Genomic DNA, 26,777 nt, shown 5'->3' on the forward strand with positions numbered 1-26,777 from the left:
TTATTATGAAACTACTTAAACCAATTCTAACTGTTTTTGCGCTAGCATTTGCGCTTATCTTCGTCACAGCTTGTAGTTCAGGCGGAAGCTCTGATGCTTCATCTACTAAGGCAACTGCCAAAGCTCGTACCATTGATGAAATTAAGAAAAGTGGCGAACTTCGAATCGCGGTATTCGGAGATAAAAAACCATTTGGTTATGTTGACAACGATGGTTCTTACCAAGGTTACGATATCGAACTTGGTAACCAATTAGCACAAGACCTTGGTGTCAAACCGAAATATGTATCAGTGGATGCAGCTAACCGTGCTGAATACTTGATTTCAAACAAGGTTGATATCACCCTTGCCAACTTCACAGTTACTGACGAACGTAAGAAACAAGTTGACTTTGCCCTTCCTTACATGAAAGTTTCTCTCGGTGTTGTGTCACCTAAGACTGGTCTAATTACAGATGTTAAGCAACTTGAAGGCAAAACCTTGATCGTTACAAAAGGAACGACTGCTGAAACTTACTTTGAGAAAAATCACCCAGAAGTGAAACTTCAAAAATACGACCAATATAGCGATGCATACCAAGCCCTTCTTGACGGTCGTGGAGATGCCTTCTCTACTGACAATACTGAAGTTCTAGCTTGGGCGCTTGAAAATAAAGGATATGAGGTAGGAATTACTTCTCTTGGTAATCCAGATACGATTGCACCAGCAGTTCAAAAAGGTAACCAAGAACTACTTGACTACATCAACCAAGAAATCGAAAAATTAGGTAAGGAAAACTTCTTCCACAAAGCCTATGAAAAAACACTCCACCCAACTTACGGTGACGCTGCTAAAGCAGATGACCTTGTTGTTGAAGGCGGAAAAGTTGACTAAGTTTTAAAAAGAAAAACGAACAAGGCTAGAATTCTGGTAATCAGAATCTTATCTTGTTCGTTTTTATCTAGTCCATCATAGATGCAATTTCCATCATAGCAACAACATTAATTGCTTTACCAGAGGTTAGTGAATGATTAGCAAATCCAAGAGCCACACGGAATTGTACGTTCTTGTTTGCTGGGCTATAACCATCCCCCATCATCATAGCTGCACAGTGACCTTTAGAGTGTTTCCATCTAGTATAGAAATTATGAGCTAATGCCTTTTCATTTGTAAGACTCACAATATCCCAAACATCAGTTGCTTCTGCTGCGTTTTCTGTCATTGCATTTGTTTGTTTGTAGAACTCTGGATCATAAGCAGTTGACCAACGAGAACCATCAGGACGTTTATGCTTACCTTCCTTCTTACCTTGATAACGTAAAGATCCATAATCTGCCATCTCATTAGCACGAATATTAGCAACTCGAGTTAATTCGCTATCATCTGCTGCGATTGTTGCAGGTGTCAAGCCTTTACGAATGCGTTCTTCATTAAGAAGTTCCATGAAGTGTTCATTAAGTTTACGATTATCTACAATCTGTTCAAGCTTGTCAAGTTCTGCTTGAGAAAGGCGAGAAGCTTTCCAAACTGAGATAAGTCCACTGTCTCGAGGAAGATCATCTCCGTCATCTGTTTCATCAACAGCCACACGATCTTTATCAGCTTGAGAAAGATTATCATGTAGGTACTTGGCGCTACGGTGATCTTCATTGTTTGGATCCAAACCATTTTCACCTAAGCTCTTAATATCTTTCCATGTACCATCAATGTCGTAGTTATCATCATTAGTTGGAACCACAACATCTGTTGGATCAGCGACACGTTTTTTCTTGGTACCATTAAAGGTAATTGTGTCAACTGCATCTTGACTTTCAACTAGTTCACGACTTTTAACCGTTCGTTCACCCGTTTTGTTGTTTACTAAAATAACTTTGCGGTAACGTTTAAATCCGTCACGACCATTTTCTGTACGAGATTCCCCTTCAAAAAGGTTGGAATCATTTTCAGTTCGAGCACCGTGTGAAATTGTTTCAGTTTCTTCTTCAGTAACTTCAGACATCAATTTCTTAGTTCCATAATGAACAACTTTTTGTTTTGCAGGAACAGTTTTGATAAGTTCTCGACTTATCTCTGTACGGTTTTGATTTTCCTAATTGCTGTACTTAACTTTGTAAGTTTCCTTACCATTTACCGCATCTTCAACTCTTTCATCGCCTTCAAAAAGTTCAGGGGCAGCAACTCGTTTTTCACCTTCAGCGGTAATAACTTTGTCTTCGTTAGCATAAGTATAACGCTCTTTAGTGCCAACTTCAACTACTTCATCAACTGCTGGAACAGTTTCAGTATTGATTAGCTCACTCTTAACAAGTTTGCCATCTTCGTAGTAGTCTTTGTAGTTTTCAACGATTTCACCTTTTCGGCCTGGAGTTTTTACAACTCGTTGGTCATTGAAAAGTTTATCGCTTGTTTTTTCAACAGTATTGAAGTTAGCACCCTCTTTGCGCTCAACACGAGTTTTAGTTTCAGTAACTACTTTATGAGTTCCCACACGAACAATTTCTTTGACCGGTTTTACTTCATCACTTTTAACAACTGATGAACGACCATTCCCATAAACAATTGTAGTTTCAGTATAAGAACCTTTTTGACCCTTAGTCTCAACTACACGTTTACCTTCGTTTAGAGTTTTATCTTTAACTTCTTCAGTTTCGTAATTTACTTCAACTTTTTGAGAAGTTCGACTTGTTTCAATGTTTTCGCCAGTTCCAACTTCTACGATTTCATCTACTGGAGAAACTTCATTTTCTCTTACTTGAGTTCGAGAAACTTCTGTTCCATCTGGTCTAGTTACAACTGTAGTAACAAGTTCATAAGAACCATCCTTACCAGCTTGAATAACCTTTTTCTCACCTTTAGGAAGATCTGGATTTGTGTTGCTTGTAACTTTATGTTCAACTTTGTGAACTTCACGAGCTACAGTTTCAATATTTTTCTTAGCAACTTTAGTTCCAACATGAATAACTTTATCCTTGGATTCTTTTTGAGTTGATGAAACCAATTCACGACCGGTTTCAACACCATCTTCAAGTATTACAGTATAGACTTCAAGTTTTTCACCATCTTGACCGGCTTCAACCTCTTTTTCTACACCAGCATCCAAGTTTTCATCTGAAACATATTGTGTCCCTCGGAGAATAGGAGTGCGAACAACCTCTTCTTTTGTAGTACGAACAACTTCTTTAGTAGTTTTAGTACCAACATGAACTACTTTATCAACTGCAGGAGTTGTTTGAGTTCCTGTTGCAACTCGACTTACAACAACACCGTCTTCAAGTGTTACAGTATAAGTGATTTCTGTTTTACCAGCAACTCCCTCTTTAATAACTTGAGTCTCACCAATTTTAAGATTGGCATCTGGAACATATTGTACCCCAGGCTCAATCACTGATGTCTCGACTTCTGTACGAGTAGTAATTGTTTTCTTAACTTCAGGTTTCGCAGGAGTAGCTGGTTTTACAACTTCTTCTTTTGTTGTTTCACCAACTACTTTATCAGAAGTACCACCTTGAGTTTTCTCTTTATCTGCTGAAACAGTTTCAGTTGCTTTAACATCAACTTTTTCTGTTTTCTCATCTAAAGTTTTTTCTTCTTTAGTCGAAGTACCAGTTGTTTGATCTTTGTTTTCTGGAACAGTTGGAGTTGTCGGTTTCACGTCAACTTCTTTCTTCTCTTCCTTTTTATCTAAGACCTTATCTTTTTCTGGTTTAGCTTCAGGTAATGCTGACTGGACTTCGGGTGCTCCTTTTTCACTAACTACCAACTCAGGCAATACAGGTTGAACTTCGGGTGTTCCCTTTTCAGCAATTACCAATTCTGGTAATGCTGGCTGAACTTCGGGTGTTCCCTTTTCAGTAACTACCAATTCTGGCAATGCTGACTGAACTTCTGGTGTACCTTTTTCACTAACTACCAACTCAGGCAATACAGGTTGAACTTCGGGTGTTCCCTTTTCAGTAACTACCAATTCTGGTAGCTCTGGTTGAACAGCTGAAATACCTTTGTCATCTGTAACTACAAGTGATGGCGGTTCTGGTTGAACAACCAGTTTCCCTTTTTCTGATGTTGATTTTTCTACTTCACCTTTTTTAGTTAAGTTATCAGATTTTTCCAATATTTTATTATCTTTGTTAGCTACTTCTGATCTAGAAACTTGCTCAACTGCGTCTTCCCCCTCAGTTCTTACCTGTGACTTAAGCTTTTCCTCTACCTTCGTTATTTCTGATAATTTTTCATATGATTTATCGAGAGATTTAATCGAATCTTCAGCACCAACTTTTTTAGTAGCTACAAATGCTTTAGCCAATTCCTCTTTGGCATCTACTTTAGGTAGGAAACTCTTCTCTGTTTCTTTAATAGTATCAGTTGTTGAGTATTCTTTTTCTTTTGAAGAAGAGTATGGAACGGTAACACTTTCACATTGTCCTTGGTTTTGACTCGATTGATTTTGCAACACAACAGTTCCAGCTGAAATTCCTAAAAGCGCGACAATTGCAGCTGAGATTACCCAACCTCTTCTACCTTTTTTCAAAGTCTTTTTTTCATTAGTATTTTGTCTATCCATCTTTATTTTCCTGACTTTTCAATGATTATATTTTTACATACTGACACTATCTAATATATTTTTTAGAAAAACAATAATTTCTAACAGTACCTATAATGCCTCCTAGACTACAAGTAAATAAAATCAAAATAAAAATGGAAAAGCTATCGCCAATTACTTTAATACTATATAGATAATTAAAAATTAAAAATAAAGGTAGAGAGATCGGCAATATAGTACAGCTCACAGCAGCTCGTCTCATTTCCTTTGTCTCTCCACTCATAAACCAAGTCAAAGGCAAAAATCGCATCCAGTTTAAATATTCTTTCTGTTGGATTTTTTCTTCAAACAAATGAGTAAATAAAGTATAAAACGGCAATGCAACATAGTAAGTTGCTTTCACTAAAAAGTACATTACAGTTATAAAAATAGCAAAACCCCACCACATATCTCTAACTGTTTGATCAATATCACTCTCATATTCAGGTTTTCCAAACATCTTATTTCTCCTAGTCTATTATTTCATTAAATTTGTAAATGTATTAATTGTTGTCATTTTGTTATTGTAATCAACTTTTCTTTTTAATTCTTGAAACTGATGATTTAATTGCTCTGTTCTTATCAAATCTTCATACATATTTTGCGCTTGTCCTAGGTCATAGGCTCTACCTTGATCAATTACATTAACCATATAAGCAAAAGCATCAAAATGAATATCTAATCCTGCTTGTTGCCTTGCATAAACAAATGGGATACTATTCAATTTCTCTATACAATAGTTTCTAGCTTGAGCAACTTCATCCTTATGTTCTTTTACTTGATCTGCTATTGGTTTTTCATGCTTCACTCGTTGATAAGCAAAATAAATTGGAGACCATAGAAGAATCCATGCTATCACCCAAAGGGAGTATTCAAAAGGTTTACTTAAGATTCCTAAACCAGAACTAGAAAATTCACCAAGTCTATCTATATATGCAACTAAAAACAATGAACCTAAAATTCTGAAAATCCATCCCAAAACACTCAATTTAGGATTAATAAGAGAAACATGTTTTCCATCTACTATATAAAAATACTTAGTTAGGTCTTCTACTCTTTTAGACCAAATAGCAGCTTCAACTATTAAGTTTCTACTACGTTTAGGCTCTTCTATTGTCGAAAGATATTCTTGTAAAACAGTCTGGTATGATTGCGGATTAGCGATAGGATAATATTCATATTTTTTGCCTTCGGCAGTAATGACATCAAGTGAATGGTATACCCCATTATCAAAAATTTCAGACCAATGTTTATTTGGTAACCGCCCTTTTACATAGGCTTCCCAAATAGTCCATTCATCAAACAAATTTGACTTATATTCATCCGGAATAATTCCTAAAAAATAATTTAACTCATTCTCCTCTTGAGAAATAATATCATTCTTATTCATCTATAACTCTCCTTTCCTTGTTATTTTATCACATTGTGGATATATACACAATATGAAGTCAGATACTTTTTTCTTATAATTAAATAAAAGGAGTTGATGACGATAATCAGTTTTAACCCACTCTGGGCTACAATGAAGAAAAAAGAAGTTTCTCAATATAAGTTATTAAAATCCGGAGTTGATAACAAAACTCTTGACAGCCTAAAGAAAAATAAAAACATAACTTTACTAACTTTAGAGAAGCTATGTCGGATTTTAGATTGTCTTCCAAATGATATCGTTGAATTTATCGAAGAAACTCCCGATTCTAATATTCGTAACACATTTATCAAATTTTAATATTCATTCTTGTATTGGAACATTTACTTAATCTACCTTCTATGACATTGTTTACAGTATAAATCAAATAATCAGAACAAAAACTCAATTTGACTAGAAACTTCGGAAAACATTTCCACAATAAAACGCATCACATCAAGCTTTCTATACCTGATATGATGCGTTTTTATATTATGAAAGTCTCTTTCTCAAAACTCTTTGATTTTTCTACACTTCTTGCCAATTTTCCTGGTCTTCTTTAAATCGTTTTAAAAGGTCAAGTCCTTCTGGTGTGATGTAGCCTTCTTCTTGGGCTAGGTGGATGAGCTCACTATAGTTTGAAAGGGTCACCAGTTTGACACCAGCATCCGCAAAGTTCTTATCTGCTTTTGCTAATTGATAGCTGAAGATAGCCACGACACCAAGAACATCCGCTCCTTCACGTTTGGCAGCTGCAACAGCTTCAAGCACAGAACCACCAGTTGAAATAAGGTCTTCAACAACAACCATCTTTTGTCCTTGAGCTACACGGCCTTCGATTTGGTTGCCTGCTCCGTGGTCTTTTGGTTTGCTACGAATATAAGCAAATGGCAGATTCATCTTATCAGCGATGATGGCTCCGTGTGGAATCCCTGCTGTCGCAGTTCCTGCAATCACTTCTACTTCAGGAAAGGCTTCTTTGATAGCTTCCACAAAACCATTTTCGATCAAGTTGCGTGTCTCTGGGTAGGCAAGTGTTACACGATTATCCGTATAAATCGGTGACTTGATACCTGATGCCCATGTGAAGGGATCTTCTGGTTTGAGGTAAACGGCCTGAATTTTCAATAGATGGCTGGCAATATCTTTAGCAAGTGTCATGGTGTGCTCCTTTTTATAGTGTTAAATGAATCTTCTTTTTAAACCCAATCTTGTATCCATTCTTCTTTGATGGCATGGTAGACTGCGACTGGATCAGCTGCTTGCGTAATCGGACGGCCAACTACGATGTAGTCACTGCCAATCTGGTAAGCTTGTCCTGGGGTTACTACCCGTTTCTGATCTCCTGCTTCTGTCCCTCTTGGGCGAATACCTGGTGTCAGACAGATAAAGTCTTCATGAGTTGCTTGTTTGATAAGCTTGGCTTCTTGAGCCGAGCAAACGACTCCATCTAGACCAGCTTCAGCTGTTTTCTGGGCATAGTGGATAACCGACTCTTGGAGGCTGGTTTGGATATTTTGACACTCTTGCATTTGTTCCTCCGAGGTTGAGGTTAATTGGGTCACAGCTATGAGAATCCCCTTGTCTCCCAATCCTTCACGCGCTGCTTGCATCATCTCAACCCCACCTGCTGCCTGAACATTGGTCATATCAACTCCCAGGTTCGATAAAATTTTCATGGTTGATTTAACTGTATTGGGAATATCATGCAGTTTGAGATCCAAAAAGACACTATGTCCTAATGACTTCAAATAACGGACAACTTCAGGTCCTACAGCATAGTAGATTTCCATTCCTACTTTGACATAGAGCTTTTCCTCTGCTGGAAATAGGGCTAAGAACTCCTTGGCTTCTTCAAAACTTGGAAAATCCAGAGCTATGACTGGGCGACTTTCACGCATGCGTTTCTCCTCTTATCTTTCTTATCAGCCCAGCTTCCGTCAAAGAGACTACAAAAAAGGAACCTGCCAACAGCAAGGTTCCACGAAAAATGGGTAGAATCCACCCTTTCACCGTCTAACCTTAGCTGCCTCTCTGGACTGCTTTAAAGGTTTTTTTCTATTCTATTATTTAAAGCGGGACTTGTCAAGTAAAAACTAGTATCCGAAGAACTTTAAAGCCAAGACTCACAATCAAGCAGATAGAATGTTCTCAAGTTTATCGACTCTGTGATTGTTGAGTGGTTTGGTTTTGATTACCCTGTTCCTCTTGTTTTTTCTTTTCTTCCTCCTGCTTTTTCTTCTCCTCTTCTTTGGCCTTGATTTTTTCTTCCTCAAGCGCCTTATCCGCCAAACTATAACTATAGATCCCAACTTCCATATCAATACCACTTGGTACTGTCAACTGAGGTTTAATCTTACTATAGTAAGGCAATTTTTTACCTAGTTCTGATAGAGGAACCAAAACTTCATCCGTATCATACATGGTAATCTTGAGCAGATCACTGGTTACACTAGTTGGAGCCAATTCAATCGTTTTGATCGCCTGCTTAATCTCTGGGCTGATTTCAGCCAGTTGTTCAATCAAGGTTTTGACTTGCTGCTCATCGTTAAAGAGTACGGACATATAGGTTTCAGGAAGACTGACTAGACTAACTGGACTAGTTTCCACCGTCCCACTAGAAAGAATCGGATAATGATCCTCTCCAGAAACATAATAGGCTACAATCCCGTATTCCTTGACCTGGATGGTAAAATTGGTCGGGAATTGATAGTGAATGCTAGCAGATTCAATCCAGTGATTGGACTTAATCATCTCAGCATGCTTGTCTTTATTGAGGAGCAGATCAAAGGTATAGTCACTATCACGAATCCCTGAAGCCTCTTTGATTTGGTCTGCATTGGTCTCTACAGTCCCAGTGACTTCTATGTTTTTCAGAGTTGAAAAGGGGGTCAAGAGATAGATCGAAAAGAACAAGACAAGCAAACTCGGGATTAGAATCGTAATAGCACGCCAGATATGAACTCTAGGAATAGAAGGCTTGGTAGGCTTTTTCTTGGTTTTAACCTTCTTTTCTTCTACCTTTTCTACTTTTGTTGCTTTTGCTACTTCTGAATTTTCAGCCTCGTCTTGCTCTTGTTCTGCTTCAGCTGCTTCCTCTTCAAGTTCAGGCGAGGACTCATCTGCTATAAGCTCCTTCTGCTCTTCGCTATTAGGATCTACTTCCGTTGCTTCCTCTGTATTTTCGGATATATCTGACTCTTGCTCTTCTTTGGTTTCTTCAGCCTTTTTGCGCAGATACTCTCGGTTTTTCTTCTGCCACTCTGATAAGTTAGTTTCTGCATCAGAAGTTATTGAAACTTCCTTTTTGCCTGAATCTCCCTTGGCTTCTTCTTTGGCTAGTTGAGCCTCTTCTTCAGCCTTTTTTTGAAGATACTCTTGATTTCGTTTTTGCCACTCTGACAATTCCTTGCCTTGAGTTGGCTCTTGTTTCTTATCCTTTGACATCAATTTTCCTTATGATAAATCTTTTTTTAATAGCTCATAAAAATCTGCCACAGATTTTAATTCCTGAGAATTCTTCATCGTGTTCTGGTAGTCTTCTTTGTGGGTCAAAAGCTTGCTTACTTTTTCTTCTAAAGTTGACAAGGTCAAGTCGCTTTCTTGCAACTCCTCAGCATAGCCTTTTTTCACAAAGTAAGCCGCATTTTCAATCTGATCTCCACGGCTGGCTTCTCGACCTAGTGGCACAATGACATGCAATTTAGCCATGGCAAGGAGCTCAAAAATAGTATTGGCACCACCACGAGTGATGACAACATCAGCCATATTCATGAGCGGTTGATAGAGGTTAGTCACATAGTCAACACGATAGAGGTTTGAACTTAGTTCATTTAAACTAGCATCACCTGTCAGGTTGATGATATTGTAGCGACTAGTCAACTCTTCCTTGTGGTCTGTAACTAATTGGTTAAAGACACGCGCACCAGCAGAACCACCTACAAAGAGAAGGGTTGGTAACTTACTATCAAAGTAAGTTCGGATATCCACCATTTCTTCGGGTTCTTCCATAATTGGACCAGAAACCTTAGTCACAGCTCCAACGTGCTCTACCTTAGTGAGACTAGACGCTTGTTCAAAAGTAGAGTACATCTTAGTCGCAAACTTATAAGCGATTTTATTGGCCAAGCCCATAGAGAGGTCAGACTCGTGGATAAAGACAGGTACTCTACATACTCGCGCTGCAATGACAGGTGGAACAGATACAAATCCTCCCTTAGAAAAGAGGGCCTGTGGACGAAGACGGAGCATGATAAAGAGCGATTGAAGGATTCCAAATGTAACCTTAAAGACGTCAACCATATTTTGCCATGAGAAATATCGGCGCAATTTCCCAGTTGCAATAGAATGGAAAGTGACATCTAAACCTGACTTGAGGATTTCATGATGCTCAATTCCGTTTTTGTCACCAATATAGTGGACTTCCCAGCCATCTTCGATGAACTTAGGCATTAACAAAAGGTTGAGGGTAACGTGTCCAACCGTTCCCCCACCTGTAAATACTATTTTTTTCATATTATCCCTTTAACTCCGCTACAGTGTCGATGAAAAGATCTCCACGTACTTCAAAGTTAGCATACATATCCCAGCTAGCATTAGCAGGACTGAGGAGAACCACATCTCCTTCTTCTGCAAGTTCATAAGCCTTGCGGGTTGCATCTGCAATATCTGTTGCATCCACATAAGCCACACCTGCCTTATCGGCTGCACGTTTGACACGTTCTGCAGACTGACCGAGAATGACCATTTTCTTAAGTCCAGTAATATCTGGTACCAATTCGTCAAACTCATTACCACGGTCTAAACCACCAGCAATCAAGATAACCTTGCTATTGTCAAATCCAGACAAGGCTTTTTGAGTTGCCAAGATATTGGTTGATTTACTATCGTTATAGAATTTAACCCCATTGATTTGGTCTACAAATTGGAGACGGTGCTTGACACCACCAAAGGCTGACAAGGTTTCCTTGATGGTTTGGTTATCCACACCACGAAGCTTGGCCACAGCAACCGTCGCAAGAGCATTTTCTACATTGTGGCTACCTGGAACTCCGATTTCATTCGCTGCCATGACTACTTCCCCACGGAAGTAGAGTTGACCATCTTCTAGATAAGCTCCATCAACCTTTTCCTGTGTTGAAAATGGTACAACGGTAGCTTGTGTTTTGCTAGCCAATTCTTTTGCCAAGTCTTGGTTGAAGTTCAATACTAAGTAATCAGTCGCTGTCATATTGCTTTGAATATTCCACTTAGCTTCGACATAGGCTTCAAAAGAACCGTGATAGTCAATATGTGTTGGCATCAGGTTGGTAATAACAGCAATTTCAGGATGAAATTCTTGGATTCCCATTAGTTGGAAAGAGGATAGCTCCATGACAAGGGTATCCTTATCTGTTGCTGTCTGAGCTACCTGGCTTGCAGGGTAACCGATATTCCCAGAAAGAAGACCATTTTGTCCTGCAGCAGTCAGAACTTCACCAATCATGGTTGTGGTCGTTGTCTTACCATTTGAACCAGTAATACCGACGATTGGTGCATCAGAAATCAAATAGGCCAACTCAACCTCTGTCAAGACTGGAATGCCTTTTTCTAGAGCTTTTTCAATCATCGGATTGCTATAAGGAATTCCTGGATTTTTTACCATGAGAGCAAAATCTTCATCCAATAATTCCAAAGGATGGCCGCCAGTGACAACCTTGATGCCCTCTTCCAAGAGACTTTGCGCAGCTGGATTTTCCTCAAAAGGCTTGCCATCATTCACTGTCACAATGGCACCTAGCTTGTCCAAAAGACGAGCTGCAGATTCACCAGATTTTGCCAATCCTAGGACTAATACTTTCTTATTTTCAAATTGATCAATTCGTTTCATATCTAGAACTCCATTTCTACTCTTACTATTTTACCATTTTTATGAAAATAAAAAAGCCACAAAGGGCTTTCTTATTTGTTTTTGTCCTCGACCAACTATTCTACAGACTTGAGGGCTTCAAGCATATCTACCTTTCGGAGATAATGATTGACAAAAACTCCTAGGATGGCCAAAATGACACTGACGGCTAGAACTGGGATGAGATAAACTTCCCAGCCGACCTTCGGTTGAAAACGGAAGGTACCGGGTGCGATCATCTGAATGAGAAATTGATGGAGATAAAAGCCTGATACCAATCCTACAGTCATTCCAATTAGTGACAATATGATGGTCTCCCGATAGATGTAAAGGGTCACTTCTTTGTTATAAAAACCAAGAACCTTGATGGTTGAGAGTTCCCGAATCCGTTCAGCAACATTGATATTGGTCAAATTATAGAGAATCACAATAGCTAGTAGCACCGATACCAGCACCAAAATCGCCATGGTATGATTCAGAGAATTGGCAAAACTTTCAAAGAGCTGAATGGTTGAAGCATTTTGAACGAGGCCACTGACAGCCGCCTGGTCCATAAATTCTCCTGCGACTCTTTCGGTATTGACTTCACTTTTATCCTTGAGTTGGACCAGATAGGTGTTCATCTTGGGTGCTTGACCGTATATCTCCTCATAGGTTGCCTGATTCATATAGACAAAATGGCCCACATAGTGCTCGGTAATAGCACCTACTTTAAAGGTTTTCCCATCGATTGTAAAGTTGTCACCAACAGAAACACCAGCTAACTGGGCTAATTTTTCTGTCAAGACAACTCCGTTAGACAAGCCCAGTTTTTCCCGATTTTTTTCTAGGAGGACAAAGGGAGCTAGGTCATCTTGATCCGTTACCATCATGGTCACGGTCTGAACACCTGCCTTGCCAGCATACTTTTCCTCAATCTGTTTGGAAGAAATTAAACGATAGTTTTCAACTTCATCACTCTGCAATTTTTCTTCTAGCTTTGCCTTATCAGAATCAGAAGCTCGAGAATTGACAGAGAGAACCATCTGGTATTGTTGCAGGTCCTTAAACTGCCTGTCAGCTACTCCTACAACAGAGGATTGAATCCCAAGTCCTGCAAAGAGGAGGGCTACTGAACCTGCAACCCCAAAAATGGTCATCAGCATGCGTTGTTTGTAACGGAAAATGTTGCGGGCTGTTACTTTCTGAGTAAAACTCAAGCGTGACCAGATAAATGTTATGCGCTCCAAGAGAATTTTAGAACCCTTGACTGGTGGCTTGGGTAGTAATAATTGCGCTGCTTCTTCATGCAATTCTCTGCGAGATACAAGGTAGGCAGGTAGGACACTAGCCACTAAGCTTAGACCCAGAGCTAAGCAACTATAGGTCCAGTAGAAATACTGCTGACTCTCTCCAACAATCATTCGCTCAGTAATGATATGCGAAATAGTAGGTGCTAGGATGTAGTGACCAAGCAAAATTCCTAGAAGGGTTCCAAGAGTACCAGCAACCAGACCGTAAATCACAAACTTAGCAATGATATCCTTGCTATGGTAGCCTAGAGCTTTGAATATCCCTGCATTGGTTCTTTCCTCGTCTACAAATCGTGTCATGGTAGTAAAGGTAACCATGGCTGCAACGGCATAGAGAACAACTGGAAAGATATTCCCAACGGCACGAATACTCATAGCCGAGTTACTATACATGAGGTAACCTTGACCAGTAGGAGAACTCTTGCGATTGTAGACATGATAGGTTGGCTCTGTTAGAGCATTGACCTCATCCTGACTAGCCTGCCATTTATCCTTTTCGCTCGCCAGATTCGTTTCAGCTTGGCTTAGCTTTTCCTTTTCTTGCTTTAGTTGTTCTTTTGCTTCTCCTAACTGACTAGATGCTTGACTTTTTTGTGGTTCTGGTAGTTGGCTTACTTGGTTTTCTTGAGCTTGTAGACGCGTTTCGATTTCCTGTAGGCGTTTCTTGCCAGCTGTCAAGTTGGTCTCTGCCTCGTCTAGTTGTTTCTTGCCCTCATCAAGGGACTCTTGGGCGTCCTTTTTCATTTTCTCTAGTCGCGCTTGTCCATTATCAGCAACTAAGTTCTTTAGAGTTGCTTCTTCTTCCTCTAGCTTCTTTTCGTAATCACTAGAGAAAGGATTGACATCTGTTAGACTAGCAAAACGCAGACGGGCAATCGTGTAAACAGAGCTCTTAAAATTTTCTTCAGTTACGACACCATAGGCTGCTAAGTTCCCATTACCACTGGCTGAACTCCCCATATCCGTTTTTGAGAAAATATCTGGAGAGTGGACGAAGCCTGTAATGGTATAACTATCCCGCTTCAACTGAGAATTACTGCCCTTCTTTTGACTCAACTGAATGACTTGCCCAATCTGATAACGATCTTTCCAAAAGTCCGCCAAGGCTAGTTCATCTTCTTTCTCAGGCAAACGCCCTTCCGTTACTTGAAATTTTGAAATCTTTTCAGTATTTGAAAAGATCCGTATGGCATCTTCACTGTTTGCCAGAGTCAAATCTGTCATATAACCAAACTCAACGGCTGCTCCCGATAGAGTTTGCAATTCTTCCTGGTCTGCCTGATCTAGACCATAATCTGCTATGACGGTCATATCTGCCGCATTAGTTTCTTTCAGATAGGCCCAAGCTGTTCGCTCCATGTTAGGACTAGCAACCTTGAGACCAACCACGGCTAAAGAACCTAACATCATTAGAGTTAGGATGGATAAAAACCGTCCCTTTGAACCTGTGAAAGACTGGAGCAGGTCTTTCCAATATGTCTTTCTTTTCATCTCAATACTCCAAATCATCAATATCCTGTGGTTGAGGATTGAGGACAACACTCTTGACACTGGCATCATGCATCTGAATCACCCGATCAGCTATTGGAGCTAGGGAGGCATTATGGGTCACGATGATAACGGTGGCCCCCTTCTTACGTGACATATCTTGAAGAATCTTTAGAACCTGCTTACCAGTCTGGTAGTCCAAAGCTCCCGTTGGTTCATCACAAAGGAGAATTTTAGGATTTTTAGCCACGGCTCGAGCAATGGATACCCGTTGTTGCTCACCACCTGACAACTGAGCTGGAAAGTTATTCAGACGGTGCCCTAAGCCTACATCCTTGAGAACCTGCTCAGGATCCAAGGCATCAGCAACAATTTCTGAAGCTAGCTCAACATTTTCCTTGGCAGTCAAGTTAGAAACCAAGTTATAAAATTGAAAGACAAAGCCAACGTCATCTCTACGATAGTTAGTTCTCTGATGAGAAGTGAAATTCGAGATATTGGTCCCATCAATCCAGACTTGCCCTTCATCGTTTGTATCCATACCACCTAGAATATTTAGAACGGTTGACTTCCCTGCACCAGATGACCCAAGGATAATGACTAGTTCTCCCTTTTCAATCTCGAAGTTGACATCCCGATTGGCTACGATTTCTGTATCACCAGTATGATACCTCTTATAGCTGTTTTTCATTTCAATATAAGCCATCCTATTTCCTCCTCTTCTATCCCTATTTTCACCTTTATTATAACTCTTTTGAAGAGAGAAAGAAAGCTTATCCCTGTAGACTATAGAGAGATTTTCAAAGTCCTCAGATACGCTGAATCCAATTCAGTATATCCATTCCTTACTCACCATGCTTCTGAGACAAGTCTACTTAGCTTGCTCTCTATTTTTAATCGAATATCATCTCTGATTTTCTTTTAGCAATTGATGTGTGAGCAAAAATAGCGAACAAGACCAGATTCTGTTTATCAGAAAACTAGTTTTGTCCGCTTTTTATTGTCGAGATTAGTCTCTTGAACCAATCTCTATGACTTAGATGTTTTTACATCATCTTATTCGTCTTCTTTTTTCTTTCCCATTGCAAACATGCCAAGAAGTGCTCCTACAACACCTACAGCTGCAAGGCCAGCATTTTCTTTAGTGCCTGTCTCTGGGAGTTTGTATTGATGACTTGCAGGTGCTTGGTAGATCTTATCTTGTGACATAGCAAGAGCTATTTGTGACTGCTCATCTTTGAATTCTGGAACCTCATGGATAGCTCCTTCTGATCCATTGACACCACCTGTGTATGCTGGAACTTGGTGAGTAGTCCCTTCTCCACCAGGAACGCCACCAGTGAACTCAGGTACTTCATGAACAGTTGCTTCTGCTCCATTCACACCATCTGTGTATTCTGGGATTGCCACTACTGGTGCTGCTTCATCGCCTACTGTACCAATGGCTCCTGTGTATTCTGGAACTTCATGAACAGCTGCTTCGACTGCGTTAACGCCACCCTTGAATTCTGGGACTTCTACTACTGGTGCTGCTTCATCACCTGCTGTACCAATAGCTTCAGTGTATTCTGGAACTTCATGAACAGCTGCTTCGACTGCGTTAACGCCACCCTTGAATTCTGGGACTTCTACTACTGGTGCTGCTTCATCACCTGCTGTACCAATAGCTTCAGTGTATTCTGGAGCTTCATGAACAGCTGCTTCGACTGCGTTAACGCCACTAGTGAACTCAGGTACTTCTACTACTGGTGCTGCTTCATCGCCTGCTGTGCCAATAGCTCCTGTGTATTCTGGAACTTCATGAACAGCTGCTTCGACACCATTTACTCCACCAGTAAATTCTGGAACCTCATGGATAGCTGGATCTGTTTTACCAGATACTTCTTTCTTAGTTCCGACTAAGACAATCTCATCTTGCGGTGCTTCAATAGTTTCGCGAAGTTTTTCAGTACGGCTTCCATCTACTGCTACTTCAGTCAGGATACGTTCTTTACCTTCACGACCTGCTTGATTCACACGAGTTTCACCTTCTGCTAGAGTTGGAGCTTCTTTCTTCACTGTCTTGAAGCTGAGAGCTTCTTCAACAACTTCAAGGCTAGGAAGTTCTTCCTGAACTGCTGGGGCAACTTTTCCAGTTTCAACCTTTTCTTTGGTCAATTGGATACGGTATTCCTTAACGTGTTTACCACTTTCTGAAACGAGACGTACCAATACTGGAAGTTTATCGTCACCACTATCGACAAATGTTGCCGCTACGTTTTCACCAGCTTCAACAGTCACTTTAGGACGGTTTCCACTATAGGTTACTTGGTAATCTACACGAGTTTCAGAGAAGTCAGCAAGCTCTTTACCATCTACTAGAAGTTTAGAAGCTGTATTGTCTTTAGGTGCTTCACTTGGTGCGATAAAGGCCATTTCAGTGATAGCCACACCCTTCTTGTCTACTTTTCTGTCCATGCGCCATCTCATAGCTTTAGCTTTGACCGGTGCAAAAGTTACATGGATGTCAGTTCCTGCTTGAACTTCTTGATCCGCACGGTATTCAACCTTCTCCCAGTTAGAAGGAGTGTTGAATGGATGTTCTGGATCGTATGGTTGGTAGTTAGAGTAATATTCTGGTGAATCAAATTCTGGTCCCACATAGCGTTCTAGGACGAGTTTAGAAGGTGCATCTGTTCCACCATCTGCAAAGAAGCGAATGCTTCCTTCAGCTACTGTACGTTCAACAATCTTACCATTTTCTCTGAAGATAACCCCTACTGAAACTTCTGGATTTTCAGATGGAGTTGGAGACCAGTTGGTCCAACGACGGGTTTCATCATCTGAACCATCGTTAACATAGTCTACACGGTCATGAGAGTTTGGATCAATATCGTTAGTTGCTGAGGCAAATGAACGGTTGCTATCGTCATCGAAGTCTGGGTTGTCTGAAAGATTTTCTCCGAGTTTGTCTGTTACACGAACAGCTACTTCAGCAGTTAGATCAGTACCCAAAACGCGACCATGAACTGTAAATTCACCTGCTTTTGTTAGATTCTCTGCTGGGACTGCTTCCCAGTCAACAGCCAAGTCCTTGACTTCATAGTCAGATTTTCCTGTGAAGTAAACAGGAACTTTTGCTGGTAGCTCAAGAGTTTGTCCTTTAGCAACCAAGCGAGATGATTTGGCAACAGCAACAGGTTTACTTGCGAGCAACTCTTTATCATTTGTGAAGTGTAGGCGGTATTCACCTAGGATATCTCCGTTTTCAGCCTTGACAACAACACGAACTGGATCTCCTTCACCTACGCTTGGTACAACTGTTGCAATACCATTTTCAGTGACACTTGCTGTAACAACTGGAGCTTTTCCTTGGCTTGCTTCTAGATAGTAGTCAGTCAAGCCTGGGTTAAAGTTTGGCAAATCTTTTCCATCTACTTGGATTTGTGCTTGAGCATTCTTAGCTGCAGCTACTTGTTTAGAGAAGATTTGCATTTCTGTAATAGAAGTACCCCATTTACCATCTGGTCGAACCATGCGGATACGAACTGCGTAAGTGTTGACTTTATCAAAGCTAAAGTGGGTCATTTCTCCAGCTCTGATTTGATCTGGAGCCTTGAGATTTGTTACTTCTTTCCAGTTTTTATCGTCATTAAAGACATGGTCTTCGCGTGCTACGAAGCTTGGATTCTTAGGAACTGTTGGAGTTGCTGAACCGACATAGTATTCGATGACATAGGATTTAGGTGCACCAACACCGTGGTCTTCGTGGAAGGCTACATTGAGGTTATCAACTGATCGTTTAGACATGATACCAGAGTCACCAAAGAGAATTCCTACGGATGCTTCACTTGTACGGTTCCAGTTTGTCCAGCGGTTCGCTGGTTGATTGTTATAAGAAATCAATTTGTCATTGACATTGGCTACTGAGTCACTTGGGTTTGAGTCTGATGCAAAGGCAAGTGGCAATTCTGAACCAGTCCACTGGTCAGAAATATTAGCACCAGTTTCTGTCTGAGCAGATACACGAACATGAAGTTTAGTTGGTAGTTGAGTACCTTCGACATGTCCTGTCACAGTAAACTTGCCTTCTTGTGCGTATTGGCTTGGTTCAATTGCGTCCCAAGTTACTTTAGCTGAAGAAACTTGGCCATTTGAGTGGTAAGTACGAACGCTCTCTGGTAGTTGAGGAGCTTCTGCAACTGGAGTAGTTACGCTCACTTCTTCGACAGCAATGATACCTTCGACAGATACCTTAGCATGTGCTTCTTTCTCAATTCCTTCAACTTTACCAAGAACATCAAAGCTATGGTATTTAGCAAGGTCTTCCTTAGCAACTGCTTGCCAAGTCACCTTGTGAACCTTCGGAAATCCTTTGTCATACTCTACAGTTACAGTAGCAGGTAGACTTGGTTCTTGGTTCAAACCTGTCACGACACTAACTGGACGGATGGCTTGGACAACTTTACTTTCAGTATTTGCTTGAATGTTCAAGTCAATCTGACCTTCTGCTCCTTCAAATTGAGCTTTCAGAGTTACTTGACCTGGTTTATGCAATTCAAGCATACCTTTACGAACGGCTACATCTCCTTCACCTGTAGTTGAGAAGCTAACCTTATCAGCTTTCAAGACTGCTTGTGTACCGTCTTGATAGTGAGCCAAGACCTTGATACCGACAGTTTGGTCTTCTTTCAAAGTAGCTGCATTTTCAACTTCTAGGCTCAAACGTTCAATTTGTGGAGCTTCTTGTAGGAATTGGATAGCATAGGTTTGTAGTGGGCCACCATCGTTGGGTTGAACATGGATGCTTGCACGCATACCATTTGCTTCATTAGCTTGAATAACTGTCACTTGAGCATTTTCAGCCGTAGCTTTAACCTCTGGCAAAGCTACGCCATAAGCAAGCTTGTGGTATTTTACAGGTTGGTCAGTTGAAAGACCTTCAACCGCTTGATCTGCCACAGTTACACTTGGAACTACTGGATTAGCAGCTTCCCCTTCTGCAACTACTAAGGTCGCAGTGATTTCTTCATCTTCTAAAATACCTTTTGCTGGGATGCGAGAACCTGGGATCGCTAGTTTAGCTTGATCTTCAGCTGCAATTTCCCACTTATCAACTTCGTAGCTCGCTACAGTACCATCTGACAATACGTAAGAAACAGATTTGTCAACTGAACTTAGGTCTGTATTTGGAGTGATTCTCTTGACTACAGGTAATTCTGCTTCGAGAGCCAAGACTTCAACACGCGCTTCAACATCACGTCCATCTGCTACACCCTTAACAGTCACAATTCCTGGTTCATTGACATCAACTGCTGACCATTCTACTGGAAGTTTTGTCCGGCTACCATCACTGTAGATAAAGGCTACTTTCTTAGGCATTTTCGGTGCTTGACCGATAACAGTACGAACTCTAGCAACTTCTGTACCCAAAACTGTTTTTTCAGCTTGCTCTTTCTTACCTGTAAAGATTGTAGTTTGATCAGATTTCAAGAGATCAGAGTGAGCAGTCAAGGTAAATTTACCAGCTTGCTCAGTTGATTTGACAATGACAACACCCTTACCATTGAAGGCCTTACGAACCCATGAACCGTCAGCTTGCTCTTTGTAACGCTCACGGCTTGCTTGCTCCCCGTTATCCACACCGACAATTTGACCTTGTCCATGCAACTGGAAGCGAACAAGGTTATTGGCAGTTGGAACTACATTATCAGCACTGTCAACGATTTCGTAGTAAATATAAGTGAGATCTTTTCCGTCTGCTGCGATAGCATTTTCTTCTTTAACTAAGCGAACACCCGCAGGCTCACCAGCAGTCGTAACCTTATCACGAGCGATTTCATTACCAGCCTCATCACGAGCTACTGCTTCTAGGGTTCCAGGTTGATAAGCAACCTTCCACTCAAGGTAAAGTTCCTTGGCATTGGCACCTTCTTGGTAAGTACGGCCATCACTAGTTTGTTTCTTGTTAAAGGTTTTCTTACCTAGGGACTCACCATTCAAGAATAGTTCCACACTGGCAGCATTTGAAAATGCACGAACAGGAATCTTACCATCTGCGTCAGCTACATTTGCTTTCAGAGTAGGATCTTCCCAGTTCCAGTGAGGAAGGAGGTGAACCATTGGTTTCTTCTGAGCAGAAACCCATTGGCTTTGGTACAAGTAGTAGTCATTCTTAGGAATGCCAGCTGTATCTACGATACCAAAGTAAGAACTCTTAACTGGTGTGTTGTTTTGGTTATGCCATGGAGTAGGCTCACCGATATAGTCGGTACCTGTCCAGATAAACTGACCAGCATAACCAGCATTGTCTCGGTCAAAAGTCCACGATGCAGTGGCTGTTTTACCCCAACCAACACGGTCATTACCATAGTCTGATTGCTCATAATGACGGTAAGCTTGGTTGCTATGAACTAGCTCACTTTCTGGGCGGAAATAGCTACCACGAGTACGAGTTGCTGAAGAAGTTTCTGAACCGTAAATCAACCAATTTGGATGCTTAGCACGAAGCTTCTTGTAGTTGTCTTCTGAATAGTTAAATCCAACCGCATCAAGTTCGTTGGCAATCTTTTCATGATCACCACTACCATCACCAAAGCGGAACTTGTCTGCTCCCATAGTAACATAGCGTGTCTTATCAACAGCCTTGATCACTTGCACCAAGCGTTTAACAGTCGCTAGAGAACGAGCTTTACCGTCTGCTTCACCGATTTCATTACCGATAGACCACATGACGATAGCAGGGTTGTTCTTGCCTCTTTCGACCATTGTACGTAGGTCAAAGTCAGACCATTTTTCACCTTTTTTAGCATCTGGGTGAGTGGCGTCTTTGTCAAAGAAACGTCCGTAGTCATACTGTTTCTTCCCACCGTACCAAGTATCGAAGGCTTCTTCTTGCACCAATAAACCTAGTTCTGCAGCGATCTGCAAGGTTTGCTCACTAGCTGGGTTGTGGGTTGTACGGATAGAGTTCACACCCATATCCTTCATCTGTTTCAGACGACGGTATTCTGCCTTATAGTTTTCTTCAGCCCCTAGAGCTCCGTGGTCATGGTGAAGAGAAACCCCATGGAATTTAATGCGTTCACCATTCAAATAGAAACCTTCATTTGGTGTCCAGTTATAGTAACGGTAACCAAACAAGTCCTTCTTAGCATCGACCAATTGGCCGTCACGATAAACGCGAGTCACTAATTCATAAAGAGCTGGTTTATCGTTAAGAACTGTCCAGAGTTTTGGTTTCTCAACTTGCAAAATAGCATTCAAGCTAGTTGGTTGATGAGCTTTCAAGACTTGGCTATCTGTACGAACCACGTCCGTTACAGCCTGACCATTTCTTTCAATAATTTGGTATTCAGCAACAATTTCATGATCTTTGTCATCTGTATTGACAATCTTACTTGTTACATGAGTATCAACCTTACCATTTTGTTGTTTTTCAAGGTCTGGTGTTAAGATAGTTGTTCCATTTTTCTCAGCATGAACCTTATCTGTGACTTGAAGGGTAACATCACGGTAAATACCACTTCCTGAGTACCAACGGCTACTTGGTTGTTTATTGACCGCATGTACAGCTACGACATTCTCACGACCGTCTTTATTGAGATAGTCAGTAATGTCGTAAGAGAATTGGTTGTAACCATTTGGATAGTGACCAACTAGCTGACCGTTTACATAGACTTGCGAATCCATATAAACTCCATCAAAGACCATGCGAACATTCTTATTAAGGTCTTTTTCATCTAGTTTAAAGGTCTTGCGATACCAAGCATCACCACCATTCAGTTGTCCACCTTCGTTTTGGGCAGGAGAATCATGATCGAAGTCATTGTAAATACTCCAGTCATGAGGAAGGTCTAATTTCTTCCAGCTTGATACATCTGCATCTGGTTTGATAGCGTCTTTGGCATTAGCATTGAGTTTAAAATGCCAGTTTTGGTTAAATTCTACTTTACGGTCCTCAACCAATTGATTTACCTCCTCGCTGGTAGCCGGTTTTAGGTCCAGTTTTTCCGTTTGAGCAGATTGATCTTGAGTAATTGCTTGAGGTTTCTTATCTAAGATGGAATCCACTTTTTTATCAGAATCTGATTGTACAGTTTGGTCGTCCTGTGCCTTTTCAACCGCATGAGCTGGTGTAGCAACTTCACTTGCAGCTGATTCAGTTGATGCTGGCTGTTCTGGACTTCTTGTTTCACCAAGTTCCTCTTTATGAGAATCATCCGCTACTTTTTCTGCAGCAACTGCAATTGGAGTTTCATCAGCTGAAACTGGGTTTGCACCAGCTACACTTGCTCCAAATAAGACTGAGCAAGTGCCGATAACTACAGAGCAAGTTCCAACGGTAAATTTTCGGATACTGTACACTCTTTTTCGATTCCAATGATCTTTTCCCATAAGATCCTTCTTATATTCGTAACCGCTTTCAATTTCATGTAAGCGCTCTACTTATTCAGTAGTATTTTGCTTCTAATTTTATAAAATAATATAAGAAACTTCAATACTGGCAGCATAAAAATCATACTTTTAATTCTTTTTTCTATAATTAGTAGAAAACTTTAAAAATCTGAATGTACATTTAGTGAACGATTTTACTAAAAAAGGGGGTGGGACAGAAATCGATAGACAAAGTCTCGATTTCGTAGTCCCAGCCCCGCGAGGATGATTAGGAGCTTTTTGGAGTCTAATACTCAATGAAAATCAAAGAGCAAACTAGGAAGCTAGCCGCAGGTTGCTCAAAGCACTGCTTTGAGGTTGTAGATAGAACTGACGAAGTCAGTAACATATATACGGCAAGGCGACGCTGACGTGGTTTGAAGAGATTTTCGAAGAGTATAAAAGACGAACAAAAAGTTCAATCAACTACCGCATCAAAGTTTGATTGCTAATAAAAAGTGAGGTCGGGATCTTTTGTCCCAACCTCTTTTACGGACTATCAAACTAACATTTCCTATTAGATTATTGACTAGATTTTCCCTTTTCCAAAAGCTTGACCATCTCATTTTTACGTTCTTCAAGCTCGGCAATTTGCTGCAGCAAAAGCTCTGAAAAATCACATTCAAGCTCTTCAGTTTCGCCACTATTATACCAATCTAGAGCTACTATATGATTGTCCTTATCAAAGCAGAAAATCACATCTCCATCCCCGATGATAGACAGAAATGGAATATAGTCAACAAATCCTAAATCATGTAATTCCTTGGTTCTTATTCGAATGTCTAAGAAGTCTGGGATGCCATTTGCGATCTCAAAGACCTTGATACCTCGGCAGAAGGTCCAAAAAGGGGCTACATCGTAAGCCTTGGTTCTTGGCCATAGCTCTTCCCTGACTTCCATAAAGAGACCTCCAAGAGCTGACATGGTGAATTCTCTGAAATCTTCTGGCAGACGAATGCCATATTGATTTTCAAAATCCTGAACATCTTCTTCCGATGGTTCATTGCCCATGCAGGCGACAACTTGATAAGTTTCCTTATCATAGTGACGAAAATAATCATAAACTTCCTTGAGTGCCATTATTTTAATCCTTTTTTACTCAGAAATATAGACCACAAATCCAGCTGGCAAGATGACTTGCTGACCATCTTCAAACTGGCAATGACTCGCTAAATCAACTGAATCTCTATCTAAAACAAAATTCTCAGGAGACTGGTTGAAGATGGCTTGAGCTTCTTTTCCTTCGTAGGTCCATTCCAAAACAATAACATCTGATTTTACTTCTTGCAAGCTATATGAACCATGCTGAATAATGCTTGCAACTTCCTTACGGACTTGGATTAATTTCTTCATGAAATTCAGCATATCATTGTCCTCAGAGACACGATCCCATGGCATGACACGACGGCAATCGGGATCTGGTCCACCTTTTAGTGCCAGCTCTGTTCCATAATAGATACAAGGAGTCCCTTTTTGAAGGTAGAGGAAGGTTAAAGCAGCCTTAACATGCTGCACATTTCCTTTGGCAGTCGTGAGGATACGCTCTGTATCATGAGAATCTAAAAGGTTAAACATGACCTCTGAGATTTGTTGCTTGTAGTACATAGACTGGCTGTTGATTTCTGAAATAAACTGCTCTGTCTTTTTATGCTGACGCAAGAAATAATCCTTGATACTTTCAGAAAGTGGGTAGTTCATGACCGCATGGAACTCGTCCCCTTGTAGCCAAGGCTGTGAGGTATGCCAGATTTCACCTAAGATATACAAATCAGGCTTTTTAGCGAGAACTGCCTTTCTGAAATCTCTCCAGAACTGGTGGTCAATTTCATTGGCAACGTCCAAACGCCAAGCATCGATATCAAAATTTTCAATCCAGTAGGTTGCAACCCTCAAAAGATAGTCTTTGACTTCAGGGTTAGCTGTATTTAACTTAGGCATATAGCTGGCAAAAGCAAAGGTATGGTATGGCAATTCTCTTGGATTCTTAAGTTTATCCTCAGTAACTGGAAATTCTTGAATATGGAACCAATCTTTATAAGGGGAATTTTCTCCATTCCTTAGAACATCCTGCCATTGGGCTGACTGATCTCCGATATGGTTAAACACTGCATCTAACATGATTTTGATGCCCCGTTTATGGGCTTCCTCTACTAGATTACGAAAGACTTCCTTGTCTCCAAAGTGACGGTCAATTTCAAAATAATCCGTTGTATCATACTTGTGATTGGTCGTCGCTTCAAAAATCGGACAGAGATAAAGTCCAGTGATTCCCAAGTCTTTTAAATAGTCCAGATAGTCGATAATTCCTTGTAAATCTCCACCAAAAAAGTCATCCCTGTCAGGCGCAATTTCAGTATCCCACTCGCGAGCTCCACTTGGAGTTAGTTTTGGGTTTCCATTAGCGAAGCGTTCCGGGAAAATCTGATACCAAACAGTTTCTGAAACCCAGCTAGGAACTTGGCAACCGTCGATTTCGTGAATGTAAGGAAGCTTGAAACCATTACCTTCAGCATCCAAGTTTTCTTGAGTATGTTCCACACAACCCTTATCACCATAGTAGACACTCTTGCCTTCCTTATCAAGGAGTTCAAAGAGATACTGAATCCGTGCAAAATTAACCGACACTGTAACCTGCCAATAGTCAAATAGGGCATCTGAGGTTACTTTGGTCATTTCTTTCTTAGCTTCATACTTATCCTCAATGAAAATAAAGGGATCCCCATAGTGTAAGATAACCTTCTGGACATCATTTTTCTTCGTTCTAATTCGGATATGTAGCTGACCTTCTTTGTAGAGATAAGCATATTCTGATTCTGGTCTATGATAAATAGCTGTTAATTCCATCATTTGTCTCCTAAAATTAATAAAACGCAAACGTTTTCATGAACAATAGAACTAGTATACTATTTTAGCTGTTTATTTGCAAATTTTATACCAGTTTTACGATAGATATATAAGAGGGACAAGGGTAAAATTGAGTAGACTCTTTTTGAGCTTTAAAAAGAGAGTTTCCATGAACTGGAAAACTCTCTCATCATTACGAATCAGATGATTAAAATAAAAGCTATCTGATATCTTTAATCTTCTAAAATGAAAATTTCTTCAACATGTAGTCGTAGCAACCTTGCAATTTTCATTGCTAGTTCAAGTGTAGGATTGTACTTGTCATTCTCTATAGCAATTATGGTTTGTCGACTAACGCCTAATATTCTTGCCATATCTTCCTGACGTAGTCCTTCAGACTTTCTTAACTGTTTGATATTATTTTTCATACAGCATTAGTCTTTCTGAAAACAATAAATGCCAATTGCCAAAACTACGATAAGGATAACAACCATCAAAATTACTCCTTGAACAAGTTTATTTGGTTCTTTAAAATCTTCATCACCGTCAATCATTTTATGTTTTATTGCATGTTGAGTAAATCCTTGAATAGAAATAGATAAACATAAAATCAGACATGGTAACATTTCAAGTTTAATGCCTTTTGTAATAGATTGATAGATATTAAATACTGTCCATCCACATAAACCAAATAGAGCCGTTTTATAACCCCATTCCTCAGAACGTAGCTGAATCGCTCTGTCCATTTCATCCATTTTTCTCATAGTCCTGTTCCTCCAATCCGTCAAAAAAATGTTAAGAGATCTTTATATTTTTTATTATACTCTAAATCGATAAAATGTCAAGATGTTTTAACATTCTTAGGCTTTTTTTATTTTCTTCATCT

At 40.3% G+C, this 26,777-nt stretch carries 18 protein-coding genes and 2 pseudogenes; 2 read left to right on the top strand and 18 right to left on the bottom strand.

The features are described 5' to 3' along the window. Nucleotides 1–5 precede the first annotated feature (5 nt). The gene (locus tag QM450_RS06080) at nt 6–872 is read left to right on the top strand and encodes a cysteine ABC transporter substrate-binding protein (protein ID WP_414319994.1); all 867 of its coding nucleotides are present in this window, start codon (nt 6–8) and stop codon (nt 870–872) included. Nucleotides 873–939: 67 nt separating this feature from the next. Here the strand turns inward: QM450_RS06080 and QM450_RS06085 are convergent, their stop codons facing one another. The 4 genes from QM450_RS06085 to QM450_RS06100 form a co-directional block, all read right to left on the bottom strand. Then, on the bottom strand, nt 940–1,977 hold the full coding sequence (locus tag QM450_RS06085) for a G5 domain-containing protein (protein WP_414319995.1): 1,038 nt from the start codon (nt 1,975–1,977) through the stop codon (nt 940–942). A 90-nt stretch (nt 1,978–2,067) separates the two neighbouring features. Further along, nucleotides 2,068–4,539, bottom strand: a complete 2,472-nt coding sequence (locus tag QM450_RS06090) for a G5 domain-containing protein (protein ID WP_414319996.1) — start codon at nt 4,537–4,539, stop codon at nt 2,068–2,070. Nucleotides 4,540–4,585: 46 nt separating this feature from the next. Next, complete coding sequence (locus QM450_RS06095) at nt 4,586–5,017, bottom strand: hypothetical protein (protein ID WP_414319997.1); 432 nt, start codon at nt 5,015–5,017, stop codon at nt 4,586–4,588. A gap of 18 nt (nt 5,018–5,035) precedes the next feature. Beyond that, nucleotides 5,036–5,947 carry a hypothetical protein gene (locus QM450_RS06100; RefSeq protein WP_414319998.1) on the bottom strand — a complete coding sequence of 304 codons (912 nt, stop codon included), beginning with the start codon at nt 5,945–5,947 and terminating at the stop codon, nt 5,036–5,038. A gap of 96 nt (nt 5,948–6,043) precedes the next feature. Between QM450_RS06100 and QM450_RS06105 the strand changes: the two genes are divergently transcribed. Then, complete coding sequence (locus tag QM450_RS06105; protein ID WP_414319999.1) at nt 6,044–6,286, top strand: helix-turn-helix domain-containing protein; 243 nt, start codon at nt 6,044–6,046, stop codon at nt 6,284–6,286. A 207-nt stretch (nt 6,287–6,493) separates the two neighbouring features. On the opposite strand, the gene pyrE is transcribed toward QM450_RS06105, so the two are convergent. The 14 genes and pseudogenes from pyrE to QM450_RS06175 form a co-directional block, all read right to left on the bottom strand. Continuing rightward, complete coding sequence (gene pyrE, locus QM450_RS06110) at nt 6,494–7,126, bottom strand: orotate phosphoribosyltransferase (protein WP_414320000.1); 633 nt, start codon at nt 7,124–7,126, stop codon at nt 6,494–6,496. A 38-nt stretch (nt 7,127–7,164) separates the two neighbouring features. After that, on the bottom strand, nt 7,165–7,866 hold the full coding sequence (gene pyrF / locus QM450_RS06115; RefSeq protein ID WP_414320001.1) for an orotidine-5'-phosphate decarboxylase: 702 nt from the start codon (nt 7,864–7,866) through the stop codon (nt 7,165–7,167). Between the two features lie 256 nt (nt 7,867–8,122). After that, nucleotides 8,123–9,412, bottom strand: coding sequence for an FtsQ-type POTRA domain-containing protein (locus QM450_RS06120; protein WP_414320002.1), 1,290 nt, complete (start codon nt 9,410–9,412; stop codon nt 8,123–8,125). A 9-nt stretch (nt 9,413–9,421) separates the two neighbouring features. Next, nucleotides 9,422–10,480 carry a UDP-N-acetylglucosamine--N-acetylmuramyl-(pentapeptide) pyrophosphoryl-undecaprenol N-acetylglucosamine transferase gene (locus tag QM450_RS06125; RefSeq protein ID WP_049549387.1) on the bottom strand — a complete coding sequence of 353 codons (1,059 nt, stop codon included), beginning with the start codon at nt 10,478–10,480 and terminating at the stop codon, nt 9,422–9,424. Nucleotide 10,481: 1 nt separating this feature from the next. Continuing rightward, nucleotides 10,482–11,834: a UDP-N-acetylmuramoyl-L-alanine--D-glutamate ligase gene (gene murD, locus QM450_RS06130; RefSeq protein ID WP_049549388.1), complete on the bottom strand. Its 1,353-nt coding sequence runs from the start codon at nt 11,832–11,834 to the stop codon at nt 10,482–10,484. A 95-nt stretch (nt 11,835–11,929) separates the two neighbouring features. Next, complete coding sequence (locus tag QM450_RS06135; RefSeq protein WP_414320003.1) at nt 11,930–14,635, bottom strand: FtsX-like permease family protein; 2,706 nt, start codon at nt 14,633–14,635, stop codon at nt 11,930–11,932. Between the two features lies 1 nt (nt 14,636). Beyond that, nucleotides 14,637–15,338 (bottom strand): ABC transporter ATP-binding protein, encoded by a 702-nt coding sequence (locus QM450_RS06140; protein ID WP_000323392.1) that lies wholly within the window; start codon nt 15,336–15,338, stop codon nt 14,637–14,639. 350 nt (nt 15,339–15,688) lie between these two features. Next, a complete protein-coding gene (locus tag QM450_RS06145; protein ID WP_414320016.1) occupies nt 15,689–16,540 on the bottom strand; it encodes an SIALI-17 repeat-containing surface protein in 852 nt (283 codons plus the stop codon). After that, nucleotides 16,516–22,621, bottom strand: a pseudogene (gene bgaA / locus QM450_RS06150) (LPXTG-anchored adhesin/beta-galactosidase BgaA); the annotation flags it as partial. The gene QM450_RS06145 and the pseudogene bgaA, both read right to left, overlap by 25 nt. Before the next feature lie 219 nt (nt 22,622–22,840). After that, nucleotides 22,841–23,008, bottom strand: a pseudogene (locus tag QM450_RS06155) (YSIRK-type signal peptide-containing protein); the annotation flags it as partial. Between the two features lie 561 nt (nt 23,009–23,569). Continuing rightward, nucleotides 23,570–24,127: an SMI1/KNR4 family protein gene (locus QM450_RS06160; protein ID WP_414320004.1), complete on the bottom strand. Its 558-nt coding sequence runs from the start codon at nt 24,125–24,127 to the stop codon at nt 23,570–23,572. A 15-nt stretch (nt 24,128–24,142) separates the two neighbouring features. Next, nucleotides 24,143–25,891: a glycoside hydrolase family 13 protein gene (locus tag QM450_RS06165; RefSeq protein WP_414320017.1), complete on the bottom strand. Its 1,749-nt coding sequence runs from the start codon at nt 25,889–25,891 to the stop codon at nt 24,143–24,145. 233 nt (nt 25,892–26,124) lie between these two features. Then, nucleotides 26,125–26,319 (bottom strand): helix-turn-helix transcriptional regulator, encoded by a 195-nt coding sequence (locus tag QM450_RS06170; protein WP_006150191.1) that lies wholly within the window; start codon nt 26,317–26,319, stop codon nt 26,125–26,127. 6 nt (nt 26,320–26,325) lie between these two features. Further along, nucleotides 26,326–26,655, bottom strand: a complete 330-nt coding sequence (locus QM450_RS06175; RefSeq protein ID WP_315639707.1) for a hypothetical protein — start codon at nt 26,653–26,655, stop codon at nt 26,326–26,328. Between the last annotated feature and the right edge of the window lie 122 nt (nt 26,656–26,777).

This window comes from Streptococcus infantis, from assembly GCF_047464615.1.
Taxonomy (GTDB): Bacteria; Bacillota; Bacilli; order Lactobacillales; family Streptococcaceae; genus Streptococcus; species Streptococcus infantis_Y.

Excerpts from the sequence above, each read along its gene's own strand:
- QM450_RS06080 (WP_414319994.1), top strand. The coding sequence starts at position 6 with ATGAAACTACTTAAACCAATTCTAACTGTTTTTGCGCTAGCATTTGCG.
- QM450_RS06085 (WP_414319995.1), bottom strand. The coding sequence starts at position 1,977 with ATGTCTGAAGTTACTGAAGAAGAAACTGAAACAATTTCACACGGTGCT.
- QM450_RS06090 (WP_414319996.1), bottom strand. The coding sequence starts at position 4,539 with ATGGATAGACAAAATACTAATGAAAAAAAGACTTTGAAAAAAGGTAGA.
- QM450_RS06095 (WP_414319997.1), bottom strand. The coding sequence starts at position 5,017 with ATGTTTGGAAAACCTGAATATGAGAGTGATATTGATCAAACAGTTAGA.
- QM450_RS06100 (WP_414319998.1), bottom strand. The coding sequence starts at position 5,947 with ATGAATAAGAATGATATTATTTCTCAAGAGGAGAATGAGTTAAATTAT.
- QM450_RS06105 (WP_414319999.1), top strand. The coding sequence starts at position 6,044 with ATGACGATAATCAGTTTTAACCCACTCTGGGCTACAATGAAGAAAAAA.
- pyrE (WP_414320000.1), bottom strand. The coding sequence starts at position 7,126 with ATGACACTTGCTAAAGATATTGCCAGCCATCTATTGAAAATTCAGGCC.
- pyrF (WP_414320001.1), bottom strand. The coding sequence starts at position 7,866 with ATGCGTGAAAGTCGCCCAGTCATAGCTCTGGATTTTCCAAGTTTTGAA.
- QM450_RS06120 (WP_414320002.1), bottom strand. The coding sequence starts at position 9,412 with ATGTCAAAGGATAAGAAACAAGAGCCAACTCAAGGCAAGGAATTGTCA.
- QM450_RS06125 (WP_049549387.1), bottom strand. The coding sequence starts at position 10,480 with ATGAAAAAAATAGTATTTACAGGTGGGGGAACGGTTGGACACGTTACC.
- murD (WP_049549388.1), bottom strand. The coding sequence starts at position 11,834 with ATGAAACGAATTGATCAATTTGAAAATAAGAAAGTATTAGTCCTAGGA.
- QM450_RS06135 (WP_414320003.1), bottom strand. The coding sequence starts at position 14,635 with ATGAAAAGAAAGACATATTGGAAAGACCTGCTCCAGTCTTTCACAGGT.
- QM450_RS06140 (WP_000323392.1), bottom strand. The coding sequence starts at position 15,338 with ATGGCTTATATTGAAATGAAAAACAGCTATAAGAGGTATCATACTGGT.
- QM450_RS06160 (WP_414320004.1), bottom strand. The coding sequence starts at position 24,127 with ATGGCACTCAAGGAAGTTTATGATTATTTTCGTCACTATGATAAGGAA.
- QM450_RS06165 (WP_414320017.1), bottom strand. The coding sequence starts at position 25,891 with ATGGAATTAACAGCTATTTATCATAGACCAGAATCAGAATATGCTTAT.
- QM450_RS06170 (WP_006150191.1), bottom strand. The coding sequence starts at position 26,319 with ATGAAAAATAATATCAAACAGTTAAGAAAGTCTGAAGGACTACGTCAG.
- QM450_RS06175 (WP_315639707.1), bottom strand. The coding sequence starts at position 26,655 with ATGAGAAAAATGGATGAAATGGACAGAGCGATTCAGCTACGTTCTGAG.